General features: G+C 61.0%; 7 protein-coding genes and 3 tRNA genes. 7 read left to right on the forward strand and 3 right to left on the reverse strand.

The annotated features are described in order from the left end of the window. Positions 1-48: 48 nt before the first annotated feature. Positions 49-125: transfer RNA gene (locus tag Mhypo_RS03235), tRNA-Arg, on the forward strand. Between the two features lie 96 nt (positions 126-221). On the opposite strand, the gene Mhypo_RS03240 is transcribed toward Mhypo_RS03235, so the two are convergent. After that, complete coding sequence (locus Mhypo_RS03240; protein ID WP_119339874.1) at positions 222-908, reverse strand: hypothetical protein; 687 nt, start codon at positions 906-908, stop codon at positions 222-224. A gap of 97 nt (positions 909-1,005) precedes the next feature. Between Mhypo_RS03240 and Mhypo_RS03245 the strand changes: the two genes are divergently transcribed. The 4 genes from Mhypo_RS03245 to Mhypo_RS03260 all read left to right on the forward strand — a co-directional run bounded on the left by Mhypo_RS03245 (position 1,006) and on the right by Mhypo_RS03260 (position 4,543). Beyond that, positions 1,006-2,223: an MFS transporter gene (locus tag Mhypo_RS03245; protein WP_119339875.1), complete on the forward strand. Its 1,218-nt coding sequence runs from the start codon at positions 1,006-1,008 to the stop codon at positions 2,221-2,223. An 84-nt stretch (positions 2,224-2,307) separates the two neighbouring features. Beyond that, a tRNA-Ser gene (locus Mhypo_RS03250) sits at positions 2,308-2,397 on the forward strand. A 91-nt stretch (positions 2,398-2,488) separates the two neighbouring features. Further along, positions 2,489-2,583 (forward strand) — tRNA-Ser (locus tag Mhypo_RS03255). Positions 2,584-3,364: 781 nt separating this feature from the next. Next, entirely contained in the window at positions 3,365-4,543 is a 1,179-nt protein-coding gene (locus Mhypo_RS03260) for an MFS transporter (protein ID WP_119339876.1), read from the forward strand. Between the two features lie 5 nt (positions 4,544-4,548). Here Mhypo_RS03260 and Mhypo_RS03265 read toward each other — a convergent pair whose 3' ends face one another. Together Mhypo_RS03265 and glmS are read right to left on the reverse strand one after the other, a co-directional pair. Further along, positions 4,549-5,361, reverse strand: coding sequence for a DUF72 domain-containing protein (locus tag Mhypo_RS03265; protein ID WP_119339877.1), 813 nt, complete (start codon positions 5,359-5,361; stop codon positions 4,549-4,551). Positions 5,362-5,536: 175 nt separating this feature from the next. Next, complete coding sequence (glmS, locus tag Mhypo_RS03270) at positions 5,537-7,351, reverse strand: glutamine--fructose-6-phosphate transaminase (isomerizing) (RefSeq protein ID WP_119339878.1); 1,815 nt, start codon at positions 7,349-7,351, stop codon at positions 5,537-5,539. A 759-nt stretch (positions 7,352-8,110) separates the two neighbouring features. Here glmS and Mhypo_RS03275 point away from each other — a divergent pair. After that, the gene (locus Mhypo_RS03275) at positions 8,111-10,906 is read left to right on the forward strand and encodes an S-layer homology domain-containing protein (protein WP_119339879.1); all 2,796 of its coding nucleotides are present in this window, start codon (positions 8,111-8,113) and stop codon (positions 10,904-10,906) included. Between the two features lie 126 nt (positions 10,907-11,032). Beyond that, positions 11,033-13,042 (forward strand): excinuclease ABC subunit UvrB, encoded by a 2,010-nt coding sequence (gene uvrB / locus Mhypo_RS03280; RefSeq protein WP_119339880.1) that lies wholly within the window; start codon positions 11,033-11,035, stop codon positions 13,040-13,042. Positions 13,043-13,056: the final 14 nt, after the last annotated feature.

A 13,056-nucleotide genomic window follows, 5' to 3' on the forward strand; every position in this document is an offset into this window, starting at 1 on the left:
GTGCTACCCTACAGGACGCATTTGGTGGTGTACACCGATGCTCTTTTAGGGCGCGTAGCTCAGTTGGATAGAGCGACTGACTACGGATCAGTAGGTCGTGGGTTCGAATCCTGCCGCGCCCGCCAGTTTATCCGGGGAATACGCCCCGGATTACTTTTTTCCTAAAGGCTGTTTTTCAAGCCTGGGCGGCAGTAAGGCCAGGCCCTCCTGGGAGAGCTGCTTCAAGCAAGGCCTCGAGGTGTCCCCAGGGCCTGATCGGGCTGTTCGGTGAAAGCCTTGAGCATCTCCGTTGTAACCTTCGCTAAGCTCTGATTGAGCAACCGTACATCCCCCAGCATCCGCAGCCCTGGGCCATCAAAGGCGTCCAGGCCTGTGTGAGCGGCCCGCTCCCAAGACTTTAGAACCTGGGGTAACTGTTCGGGAATAAAATGACTATGAACGCTGAGAGCAAACAGGCTCACCAGGATGTTGGGGTCCCCTTCATACCAAGAGGACACCCACTTAGCCCCAGATTTGGAGTAGTCCAGAACCCAGAGTTTGCCTGCGGGGTCAAGGGCGAGGTTTTGCAGCATTTTTTCGGAATCAAGCAAATCCTCATCGAGCAAAGCACCTTTCACAGACATGGCCAGTAGAAGCTCAGGATGCTTGAGTTCTACCAACCCATCCAGTTCCAAGACGGGGGTGACGATACCGACAGGCTCTAACCGCTCATCTACCAGCACCCAGACTCGAGGGCTGCCAAGCCCAACCCCGCGCGCCAGAATGGAGCGCAATACCTCGCCCTGAATCTGAGGCCGCGGTAGCCGCTTCGCGCGGTACATCCGGCCCTGGTCGTCGTGGGCCAGGTGGGTTTTATCCTTTTCCCAAATCAGTTCTTGCTCGGTAATCACCAGGGTTGCTTCATGCATGTGCTTCCTCCCGAACACTCTTATTGTTGGGTTGCCCGGGGTTCCGACCGGCTGAACGCAGATAAACCGCATTTGTGCTACCCGTATACTGGGTCAAATGCGCATCCACACCAACCCCTGGTACTTAGTGCTCTCCTCCTATTGGTTTGCGAGTAGCTTCAAATGGTTTCTGATTCTGTTGGTGCTGCTGCCAGCTAGGGTGGCCGAGCTGGTGCCCGAACCCGAGCGGGCCACCCGGCTGGGGTTCTTGTTTGCCCTGGGTGCGGTAATGGCCTTTATTGGGCCGCCCATCTGGGGCTACATCTCCGACCGGGTGGGGCGTCGAATGCCCTTTCTGGCCCTGGGGGCCATCCTGACGGCAGGTTCGCTGGTCTGGATGGCCTATGCGGGCAGCTACTGGCAACTGGTGGTGGCCTATTTGCTGCTCCAGCTCGCCGACGATATGGCCACCGGCCCCTACTCGGCGCTCATTCCCGACCTTACGGCCCGCCGGGAACGCGGGGTGGCTTCGGGGTGGTTGGGCGCGTTGCAGGTGGGGGGTCAAGTGGTGGCAGGAGCGGTGGGCTTTTTGCTGGCCAACCTACAGTGGCAGTTCCTCCTGATTGCCCTGGTCAACTTGCTGGCCGCCGGGATGATCCTGAGCCTGATTCGGGAGGTGCCGGGGTTGCAGCCACAAAGGCGAGGGCTTTGGGAGAGCATGGTGGCCCCCTGGCGCAACGCCGATTTCCGCTGGGTCTGGTTTACCCGCTTCCTGGTCATGCTGGCGCAATACACGGTACAGACCTACCTTCAGTACTACCTGGCTGATGTGGTGCAAACCTTCCAGGCTTTCGGCCAGACCCTAGCCACGGAAGCCTTCCAGGCGGTAGCGTTGCTGGGTCTGCTCATTTCCATTGGGGCCGCTATTTCGGCGGTGCCTGCAGGGCGCATATCCGACCAACAAGGCCGCAAGCCCATCATCTATGTGGCGGGGGTGGGGCTGGCGGCCTTGATGCTGCCCATCCTGTTGCTGCCGCGCTACGATGTGCTGATAGTGCTGGCGGTGGTGTTTGGGGTGCTGTACGGGGCCTATCTGGCGGTGGACTGGGCGCTGGTCTCGGACGTGCTGCCCAACCCCCAGGCCCATGCCACCGATATGGGTATCTGGCAAACCTCGATTGTGCTGCCGCAGGTGCTGGCAGGCGGTTTTGGGGCCATGCTCGATACTTTCAATCGCCAGAGCGCGGGCTCAGGCTATACGGTGCTGTTCTTGATTGCCGCCGTGTGTTTTGTGCTGGGTACCCTTCTGGTGCGCCAGATTCGCTCGGTGCGCTAGCTTGCTTGACAAGCCCAGCGCTCGATCCCATATTGGTAGAGCGCTTTGGCCTAGTGGAGGGCGTACAACCAGCTTGTGGCGTGTGGAGGGATGGCTGAGTGGTTGAAAGCGGCGGTCTTGAAAACCGTTGTAGGCGCGAGCCTACCGGGGGTTCGAATCCCTCTCCCTCCGCCAATGCCGGTCTTGGTGTTTCAAATGCCCGGTTTTGTGCTAAAGTATCGTTTGCGGCTTTTGGGGACGTGCCCCCAAACCCAACAACCTAACTGGAGGGGTGGCCGAGTGGCTGAAGGCGGCGGTTTGCTAAACCGTTATAGGGAACGAAAGTCCCTATCGGGGGTTCGAATCCCCCCTCCTCCGCCAAAGTAAAGGCCAGGGAATAGCTTCTCTGGCCTTTTTGCTATATCGAAAATCCTAGTGGGTGTTTTTCAGAGCGGCCTCCCACGAATAGTCGTACAAAAGATTTTGCTGTGGCGGGCGGGTACCACGATCAGGACAGCCCATTCCCTGTGGCTTATACCGGATTCAAAAAGACAGTTTACAAAAACAAAAACACCAGAGGCTGTCTTTTTGAATCCTGGAGTACACCCCTCCCTGTCGGTCGGCGAAGAAAGCGTCTCCCTTCCAAGAGGCGGTATCGCCCTCCGCTACGCGGATAACTTCGGTCGGGTTAGTTCGTCACCCTTTGGTGGCGAACTAACCGAATCTGGTATTACCAGAACCCTCCAATAGTAGGCAAACCGCTGCAGAGTTATCCACAGGTTATCCACAGACTTATCCACAGCTTATTCACAGAGTTTAAACGCATAAACGCAAATTGTTGCAGGGCTATAACGTTTCATCCCCTTTTGTGTAAGGTGTAAACCCGACACCACCGATTCAATAGGGCAACCGCAAAGTTGCCTTAAGCGCCCTCTCCCTCGATGGGAGAGGGCGGGGGTGAGGGTGTCCGAGCCTGGCTGCTTGACTTGCGTAGGGCAAAAATCCAAGGTCAAAGGCATTCGCTTTGCTCGCTACCCCCACCCTAACCCTCCCCACAAGGGGAGAGGGGCGCGTGCCTTGTGGTTTTCTGACCTTGCGGTTGCCCTGACCGGCTCAACCAGGAAAGGCCTAGGGCTTTTCGCATGCGGTAAACTATTGGGCGGTGACGCCGCTTTCGTTGTTGTTTCTCACCTTGTTCAATAGCATTTTGGGCCTTTCGGTGTTGTTCCCCATCCTGGGGCCGCTTGCCCGCGAGCTGGGCTTGAGCGAGGTGCAGGTTGGATTGTTTTCCACCGGCTACGCCCTGATGCAGTTCGTACTGGCCGCCTACTGGGGGCGCCGCAGCGAGGTGATGGGGCGCAAGCCCATTCTGTTGATGGGTATTGTGGGTTTTGCAGTCAGCTTCTTTTTATTTGCTTTTTTTGCCTGGCTGGGCTACCAGAAAGTGCTTCTGGGGTGGGGTCTTTTCGCGGCTATGCTATTTTCCCGGCTTTTGGGCGGCGCTTTTTCTTCAGCTACCTTGCCCACCGCGCAGGCCTACCTGGCCGATATTACCCCCCGCGAAGAGCGTACCCAGAGCTTCGCCATTCTGGGGGCCGCTTTTGGTTTGGGGGTGATCTTTGGCCCGGCCATTGGGGCAGGGCTGTCTCATTTTGGCTTGCTGGCGCCGGTGGTTTTTTCGGCCAGCCTGGCCTTGCTGAATGCGTTGTTTGTGTGGGTGGTCTTGCCGGAGTCGCGCAAGGCTGAGGCCCGCCCCTCGAGCCCGCCCCAGCTCTCCTGGGCCGACCCCCGTATCCTGCCTTTGCTGTTAATAGGCTTGAGCATCAACCTGGCCTCCATTGCCATGGAGCAGACTGTAGCTTTTTTGTATCAGGATCGTCTTTTGCTGAGCCCTGCCCGGACTGCCCAGGCTGTAGGTATAGCCCTGGTGGTTTTTGGAGTGGTGGGGGTGCTGGTGCAGGGGGTCTGGGTGCGGGCCGTCAAGTGGCCGCCGCGAAAGCTGCTGATGCTGGGGATGCCCCTGTTATTGCTGGGCTACCTGGGCCTGATGTTTGCCTCTAGCTTTGCTTGGCTCACCGCTTCGCTGATGCTGCTGGGTTTGGGTTCCATGACCAGCCCCGGCCTCACGGCGGCTCAGTCGCTGGCGGTCTCCGACGATGAACAAGGTGCGGTAGCAGGCCTGTCCAGCGCGGCGCAGGCCCTGGGCCGGATGCTGGGGCCGGTGGTGGGTACCTCGTTGTACGGGCTTTCCCCGGCCTATCCCTATGTGTTTTCGGCCCTTCTGATCGGGTTGGCGCTGGTGTTTTTCCTTAGCAGGCCGCAGCTGGCAAGCGCTCGGTAGTGGCTTTATCCGGGTTGCAGCCCGGCTTCTTCCAGGAGCTTCTTGAGCATTTCCAGGTTCGCCAGGGCGTGGCCTTTGGTGGTGTTGTTGAAAATGAACCAGACCTGCGTCAGGGTGTGGTGCTCGAGTGCCGCCAGCAGCGCTTGCACCCAGTAACGCAGTTCCTCTTCGCTGTAGCGGTAGTCATGGCGTTCGGACTGATCCTTGCCCTCGTACCACTTTTCCTTGTTGCGTCCCGAAAGCCGGATGTACGCAGTCTCGCCGGTGAGGTGTAGCTCGTTCTTGGGCAGACCGGGCAGGGGAGGGTAATCGGTGCTAACCCAAATCAACCCTGCCCTGCGGAAAGCCTCGCGGACCTCCTCGTTATCCCAGGAAGTGTGACGAAACTCCACTGCCAGGCCGCCGGGGGCCAGGACGTGGTCGGCAAAACGCTGGGCCAGTGCGGCGAAATACCTGCGGTTTTCGGGGGTGCGGTGAAAGCTTTGGGGAAACTGGGCCAGAAAGGGCCCCAGCACCCCTGCCTCGCGCAATGGAGTCACCGACTCAAAAAGCCGCCGGTAGTCGTCTTCGCTAGCGTTGCGCTCATGGGTCATGCGCTGGTGAATTTTGACCGCCCAGCGCACCCGCCCCTGGCTGCGCTCGAGCATGCCGGCAAAGGCTTTGAGGCCCGGAATGTTGTAAAAAGAGGAGTTCAGCTCCACGGCGTTGAAGGTTCGCGCATAGATGGAGAGCCACGCCTCCCGCCTGGCCTCGGGCGGGTACAAGAGGCCCACCCAGTCCTCGTTGGTGTAGCCGCCGGTGCCCAGATAGATTTCCATGCTTTATCGAACTGCCCAAGGCCCAAAGCTGAAGGCTGAGGGCTGGAAATAATCACACCTATCGTACTTCATTCCACATCACCGAAACTGCTCGATGCACGCCAGATCAAACAAATACCAAAAGAACGCGCTATCAAAGCGATAGCGCGTGTACAGGGGGCCACCAGAGGCCGCTTTACTCCACCGTCACACTCTTGGCCAGGTTCCGGGGCTGATCCACGTCGCGGCCCAGGAATACGGCGGTCTCGTAGGCCAGGAGTTGCAGCGGTACCACGCTCACCACCGGAGCCAGCAGGGGGTGGATCCTGGGCACGTAAATCACGTCCTGGGCAAACTTCTGCACCTCGGTATCGCCCTCGCTGGCTACCGCAATCACCCGCCCGCCCCGGGCCCGCACCTCCTGGATGTTGGAGACGGTTTTTTCGTAGAAGGGGCTTTGCGTAGCGAGCACCACCACCGGCAGGCGCTCGTCAATCAGGGCGATGGGGCCGTGTTTCATCTCGCCGGCGGGGTAGGCCTCGGCGTGGATGTAGCTGATTTCCTTGAGCTTGAGGGCCCCTTCGTAGGCAGTAGGGGCCTGGATGTGCCTCCCCAGGAACAGGTAGTCCTGGGCCTGGTGGTACTTCTCGGCAATATGGGCAATGTGAGGGCGTTGCTCCAGGGTTTCTTCTACCAGCCGGGGCAGCTTGCGCATCTCGCGCAGGAGTTCCCGCGCCGCCGTTTCGTCTAGAGTGCCCCTGGCCCGGCCCATCCACACCGCCAGCATGGCCATGGCGGCCAGCATGGCGATGTAGGCTTTGGTGGAAGCCACCCCAATTTCCGGCCCTGCGTGAATGTAGAGGGTGTCATCTACCTCGCGGGTGATGCTGCTGCCCTTGGCGTTGATGACCCCCAGGGTGCCGGCCCCCTTGCGCCCCGCCTCGCGGATGGCCTCGAGGGTATCGATGGTCTCGCCCGACTGGCTGATGCAGATGGCCAGGGTTTTGTCGTCTACTACCGGGTCGCGGTAGCGGTACTCGGAGGCCACATCAATTTCCACCGGCACCCGGGCCAAAGCCTCCAGCAGATACTTCCCCACCCAGGCCGCATAGTAGGCCGTGCCGCAGGCCACGATGTGCACCTTGTCGTAGCGGGTGGGCTCGAGGCTGAGGCCCAGTTCTACACCGGCCTCCTCTTCGTAAAGGCGGCCCCCCAGGGTGTTTTCCAGCACCCGCGGCTGCTCGTAGATTTCCTTGAGCATGTAGTGGGGGTGTCCACCTTTCTCGGCGGCCTCGAGGCTCCACTCCACCGTCACCACATCGCGCTCTACCGGATTACCGGCCAGGTCGGTGACCTGTACCCCCTCGCGGCGCACCACCGCCATATCGCCATCGTGCAGAAAAATCACCCGGCGGGTATAGGGCAGGAGGGCCGGCACGTCCGAGGCCACGAAGTTCTCCCCCTCACCCAGCCCAATCACCAGCGGGCTCACGGTGCGGGCCACCACAATCTCTTCGTGGTTCTGGTGGGCTACCACCAGGGCATAGGCCCCGTAGGCCTCGGAGAGGGCCAGTCGTACCGCTTCGGTCAGGCTCCCCTGGTATTTTTCTTCAATCAAGTGAGCCAGCACTTCCGAGTCGGTCTCGGAGCTGAAGGTGTGGCCCCGCGCAATCAGGCCCTCTTTGAGGGGCAGGTAGTTTTCGATGATGCCGTTGTGAATCACGGCAATCTCGCCCTTCTCGGTCATATGAGGGTGGGCGTTGGGGTCGGTGGGGGCCCCGTGGGTGGCCCAGCGGGTGTGTCCCACCCCAAACTGCCCGCTCAGGCGGTGCTCCTTCAGGCTATCGGCCAGCACCTTGAGCTTGCCCGCTTTCTTGACCACCTCCAGATGCCCGTTGACCTTGACCGCAATCCCCGCCGAGTCGTAGCCCCGGTACTCCAGGCGCTTGAGCCCGTCCAGAATAACCTCCGACGCATCTCGAAAACCCACATATCCCACGATTCCGCACATGTTCTAACCTCTCAATCCTGGTTGTTTGCCCCCCGAGTCAGCCCTGTATCAACCATAGAACAACCAAAGGGCCAACCCACCCGTTTTTGCACCAAACTGACGTTACCTTGCCCACCCGCCCGGTGGGCCTCCAGCCCCTTGACGCGGCCGGTGTTTTGCGTGTTACTGCTATTTTCCCGATTCCTTTGAATCCTGCTCGTTGGTTGTCCAGCGCTCGCGCTGCTGGCTTTCCCGTAGAGCTGGTCTGGCCATAAATACCTGGGCCAGCGGAGAGGGCGGGATTCGCGCCCTGGCGGCATCCGCGGAACCTTCGATCTTTCGCAGCTCGCTGCTTATCTCTAAAAGACCGCCACCTCGTAAGGTAAAAAAATGGCTTTCCGAGTGGGAGCAGAATTAGTTTTTGCTAACCGCTCCCATTGCAACCATCCTTACCCCCTGCGCTCCTCACTTTGTAGTTTGGCCCTCCTTTCTGGGCTTAATAAACCCCTATTCATTGTACGGTTTTTTCGTCTGTGTGCTTGTTCATACTTGACAGCGCGATAAATACACGGGTATGATGCCCCCCGGATGCGCAAGGTGAGAGCTTTTTGAGCCCTGAAAAGGGGGCATCTCTTACCTGGCGTCCGTTGCGGATGTAAAGGGTTTTTTGGGAGAGGAAACACGGCAACTCGCCCCCTAGAAAAAAATCCTGCACCTCCGCAACATCAGGTTCTTGTGGTGTGTCCATCTGGACACAACATGAGAGTTTGAGGAGGCAGAATGAAGAAGAAGCTAGTAGTTTACTTGGCTGGGTTGCTGACCGTGCTCGGTCTAGGCTTCGGTCAGGCGCAGTTCTCCGACGTACCCGCCGGACACTGGGCCAAAGAAGCCGTCGAGCGCATCGCGGCCTGCGGTCTTATCACGGGCTTCCCCGACGGGACGTTCCGTGGTAACACCAACCTGACCCGCTACCAGGCTGCCCTGATCTTCCAGCGCTTGCTCAACGAGATTCAGCAGGGCGGCGAGTGCGTGAAGGGTCAAGGCGGCGGCATGAGCGAAGAGGACATGACCGCTATCCGCAACGCGGTGCAGGAACTGGCCGCCGAGCTGGCTGCTTTGGGTGTGCGCGTCTCGGCCCTGGAAGATAACGCCGCTTCCAAAGACGACATCGCCCGCCTCGAGGCTGCCATCGAAGAACTGAAGAGCGCCAAGCCCGAAGGCGGCATGGACGAAGCTGCCCTGGCTGACCTGGCCGACCGCGTTGAAGCTGCCAGCGTGGCCGCCGACACCGCCCTGGCCCAGGCCCAGATCCTGGCCGAGCGCCTGGACGGCGTGGAAGGCGACGTGGCTGCTCTCAAGACCCAGGTCGAGGCCGATGCCGACAGCATCCGCGCCCTCAACGAGCTGGCCGTGCTGCTGAACCAGGACGTGCTCAGCCTGCAAGACCGCGTGACCGCCCTCGAGAAGCAACTGGGCGACGTGGACTTTGAGAGCTTTGCCAACCGCGAAGACGTGAGCGCCATCCAGGAATTCGCCACCGCCCTGCGCAGCGACCTGGTGCGCCTCTCCGACCGGGTAAGCGCGCTGGACACCCGGGTGAGCGGCCTGGATAGCCGCCTTGGCGCAGTGGAAGCCACCCGTCCGACCCTGACCGGTAGCGTCTCGGCTACCTACGGCTACGCCACCGCTACGGGTCCCAACTTCGACATCGACCGCCTGTTCCCCAACAACGCCCTGAGCTCGGGTGCTGGCGCCCAAGACAATACCCCGCAAAACCGTATCCGCAACCAGTTCCGCCGGGGCGACTTTGACCAGGACTATACCGGCGGCGGCGCTAGCCTTAACTTCGGCCTGAAGCCAGGAGGCGCCATCAGCGAGGTCACCCTGGGTCTGGGTGCCGGTCTTTTCAACGGCGGAACCGATCCCGACCGCGCCATCAAGCTCAACAGCGCTAGCGTGAAGGGTAGCCTGAGCGGCCAAGCTTTCAGCGTCACCTACAACAACGACGACAGCACCTTCCGCTTCAACCCCTACCTCTTCAACAACAGCACCGTAGGCGATGTGGTAACCACCCGTGGCTTTGTGGCTACGCTCGACGCCAAGGCCTTCCCGCTGTCGCCCAAGTTCACCATTGTAGCGGGTGAGGGTGTTCGCGACACTACCAAGGACGGCGGTAACACTATCCTCAACGGTATCTACGGCGGTTTGCGGGCCGAGGTCAACCTGCTGGGCCTGAACACCGGCCTCAGCTACGCCGAAAACCGCAACAACCGCACCGCTTTCGGTATTGACTACAGCGGCTCGCTCTTCGGTCTGCTGAACCTGGAAGGCGCCTTTGTGGCCTCCACGCCCTTTGGTACGCCTGTTGACCTCAGCAACGCGCTGGTTACCGACCAGGCCTTCTACACCAAGCTCGGGGTGAAGCTGGGCATCATCGAACTGAACGCCAACTACCGCGCCATTGACCCGCAGTACGAAAACGGTGTGGCCGGCATGTCCGCTGCCTCTGGCTTCTACACCTTTGGCCTGGGTGGCAACGGCGAGGCCCCCTTCGCGGCCAACAACCGCGGCTTTGGTCTGGAAGGCAAGCTGACCCTGCCCATCCTGGGCGGCATCGAGGTGCGCGGCTTCTACGACAACTCCGCCGACTTTGCCACCGGCGCCCAGACCGCCGACACCCTCAGTGTGGGCGCTACTATCCCGCTGTTCGCTGGCTTCAGCATCAACCCCTTCTACAACAACACCAACGTCAACGGTGCCCAGGTCTCCGGTGCTACCGGTCTTCAGTCGGGCATCAACGGCAACTACAACTTCTACGTCTACAACAACCTGGACGCCCGCTGGTCGTCGGGCTTCGGGGTGAAGCTGGTGCACAACGGGCGTGCCAGCAACGCTCTGATCTCGGGTCTGGATCTGAACCTGTGGTACCAGTCCTTCGCAGGCCCCAACGCCGGTACCGACATCCTGGCCAGCGCGGGCTACAACCTGAAGCTGGGCTTCGTGTCGCTGAACCCCATCGTGCGCTACCACAGCTTTGCTGCTAATACTCCGGCGCCGGGTAACCTCTCCACCACTGCCCTCAAGTACGGCATTGGGGTGACCACCGACCCGCTGGGCATCTTCTTCCGGCCCAGCCTGGAAGGGGCCTTTGCCGCCAACCAGATCACCGAAACCGCTCCTGGTTCCAACAACTCCAGCGAGACCTACTGGCGGGTGGGCCTGAACCTCAACGAGTTCCTGGCCACTGGTAGCGTGTTCAAGGTGGGCTACGCCAACTACAGCGCGACCAACGTGGTCTCGCCCAACCCCACCGCCACCACCCCGCAGCGCGGCTACGGCAACTTCCCCCTCTCCATCACCACCGACCGCGTCTTCACCTACCCCGGTGAAGTCCAGTTCCCCTGGAACCTGACCACCGGCTTTGGCACGGCCTCGGGCAGCGTGACCGGCCTCTACCTCGAGTGGAAGTACGGCAACCTGACCATGGCGGCCGCCTCGGCTGACCTGAAGGACGGCGGTGGTACCACTGTCAGCACCGGCACCGCCTTCAAGATTAGCTACGAAGTGAAGTTCTAATCGAACCCCCACTTCAGACCCCGCCCTTTGGGGCGGGGTTTTTTTGTGCACATTGTGTTCTGGTTTAGACAGAAAATATCCCCAAGAAGTAAATTGGCAATCTATGCCAGAACACCGGGGGTTTAGATGAGTCATGTGTTTCGCTACCAGGGCCCGGAGCCAAAAGGCGACCAGCCCCAGGCAATTGCCGCTCTGACGGAAGCCTTGAACGATGGCGAGCGCTTCGTGACCCTGCTGGGGGCCACCGGCACCGGCAAGACCGTTACCATGGCCAAGGTAATCGAGCGACTGGAACGCCCGGCCTTGGTGATGGCCCCCAACAAGGTGCTGGCTGCGCAACTGGCCGCCGAGTTCCGCGAGCTGTTCCCCGAGAACGCGGTGGAGTTCTTCATCAGCTACTACGACTACTACCAGCCCGAAGCCTACGTGCCGGGGCGCGATTTGTTCATCGAGAAGGATGCCGCCATCAACCCCGAGATCGAGCGCCTGCGCCACTCCACCACCCGCAGCCTGCTCACGCGGCGCGATGTGATTGTGGTGGCCTCGGTCTCGGCCATCTACGGCCTGGGGAGCCCCGAAGACTACAAGAACATGAGCCTGATTGTGGAGGTGGGGCAGGACTACCCCCGCGAAGCCCTGATTGAGCGGCTGGTGGACTTGCAGTACGAACGGGGCGACTTGCAACTGGAAGCGGGGCGCTTTAGGGCCAGGGGCGAGGTGCTCGAGGTCTGGCCGGCCTACGAGCAGGAGCCCATACGCATCGAGCTATTCGGCAACACCATCGACCGCGTCACGGTGGTGCACCCGGTGACGGGCGACCGGCTGAAAGATTTGCCGGGGTTTGTGCTTTTGGGAGCCAGCCACTATGCCACCCCGGAGTGGCGCTTGAAGCAGGCCATCCCGGAGATTCGCAGGGAGCTGGAGGAGCGCCTCAAGGTGTTCGAGGCCGAGGGCAAACTGCTGGAGGCCCAGCGGCTCAAGGAGCGCACCTTGTATGACCTGGAGATGCTCGAGGTCATGGGTACCTGCCCCGGTATCGAGAACTACAGCCGCTTTTTGTCCGGAAAAGCTCCCGGTGAAGCGCCCTACACCCTGCTGGACTACTTTCCCGAGGATTATCTGGTCTTCCTGGACGAGTCGCACGTGACTGCGCCGCAGCTTCGGGGGATGTACAACGGCGACTACATGCGCAAGAAAACCCTGGTGGACTACGGCTTCCGCCTGCCCAGTGCCCTCGACAACCGCCCCCTCAAGTTTGGCGAGATTTTAGAGCGGGTGGGGCAGATGGTCTTTGTATCGGCCACCCCGGGCCCCTACGAGCTGGAGGTCTCGGGCCGGGTGGTCGAGCAGATTATCCGCCCCACCGGTCTCCTGGATCCCCAGGTCACGGTCAAGCCTTCCCAGGGCCAGATCGAAGACCTAATGGGCGCCATCCGCACCCGCGCGGCGCGGGGCGAGCGCACCCTGGTAACCGTCCTGACCGTGCGCATGGCCGAGGAGCTCACGGCCTACCTGGTGGAGCATGGGGTGCGGGCCCGTTACCTGCACCACGAACTCGACGCCTTCGAGCGACAGGCCCTTTTACGTGACCTGCGGCTGGGCTACTTCGACGCCCTGGTGGGCATCAACCTGCTGCGCGAGGGGCTCGATTTGCCCGAGGTCTCGCTGGTGGCCATTCTGGACGCCGACAAGCAGGGCTTTTTGCGTTCCGAGCGCTCGCTCATCCAGACCATTGGCCGGGCCGCCCGCAACGTGGGGGGCGAGGTGTTTCTCTACGCCGACACGGTTTCGGACTCCATGCGGGCCGCCATTGAGGAGACCAACCGCCGCCGGGCCATCCAGGAAGCCTACAACGCCGCACACGGCATTACTCCGGCCACCATCCAGAAATCGGTGCGCAAGGTGGTCAAGCCCGAGGACTACGAGGCCGAGGCCGCCGAGATGGTGCTGGACGACCCCACTCTGCTCCAGAGCCTGCTGGAGCAGCTCGAGACCGAGATGTGGGCGGCCTCCGAGGCCCTCGACTTCGAGAAAGCCGCGTCCCTGCGCGACCAGATGCGTTCGCTCGAGGCCCGCCTCAAGGGCCTGCCCGAGCCCACCACCGCCGGGAAGGGTAAGCGGCGGCGTCGGCGCTAGCGGGTCTTGTACAC

This window comes from Meiothermus hypogaeus, from assembly GCF_003574035.1.
Lineage (GTDB): Bacteria > Deinococcota > Deinococci > Deinococcales > Thermaceae > Meiothermus > Meiothermus hypogaeus.

What these genes read in the sequence shown, in the direction of transcription:
- Mhypo_RS03240 (WP_119339874.1), bottom strand. Translation starts at nt 908, where the DNA reads ATGCATGAAGCAACCCTGGTGATTACCGAGCAAGAACTGATTTGGGAA.
- Mhypo_RS03245 (WP_119339875.1), top strand. Translation starts at nt 1,006, where the DNA reads ATGCGCATCCACACCAACCCCTGGTACTTAGTGCTCTCCTCCTATTGG.
- Mhypo_RS03265 (WP_119339877.1), bottom strand. Translation starts at nt 5,361, where the DNA reads ATGGAAATCTATCTGGGCACCGGCGGCTACACCAACGAGGACTGGGTG.
- glmS (WP_119339878.1), bottom strand. Translation starts at nt 7,351, where the DNA reads ATGTGCGGAATCGTGGGATATGTGGGTTTTCGAGATGCGTCGGAGGTT.
- Mhypo_RS03275 (WP_119339879.1), top strand. Translation starts at nt 8,111, where the DNA reads ATGAAGAAGAAGCTAGTAGTTTACTTGGCTGGGTTGCTGACCGTGCTC.
- uvrB (WP_119339880.1), top strand. Translation starts at nt 11,033, where the DNA reads ATGAGTCATGTGTTTCGCTACCAGGGCCCGGAGCCAAAAGGCGACCAG.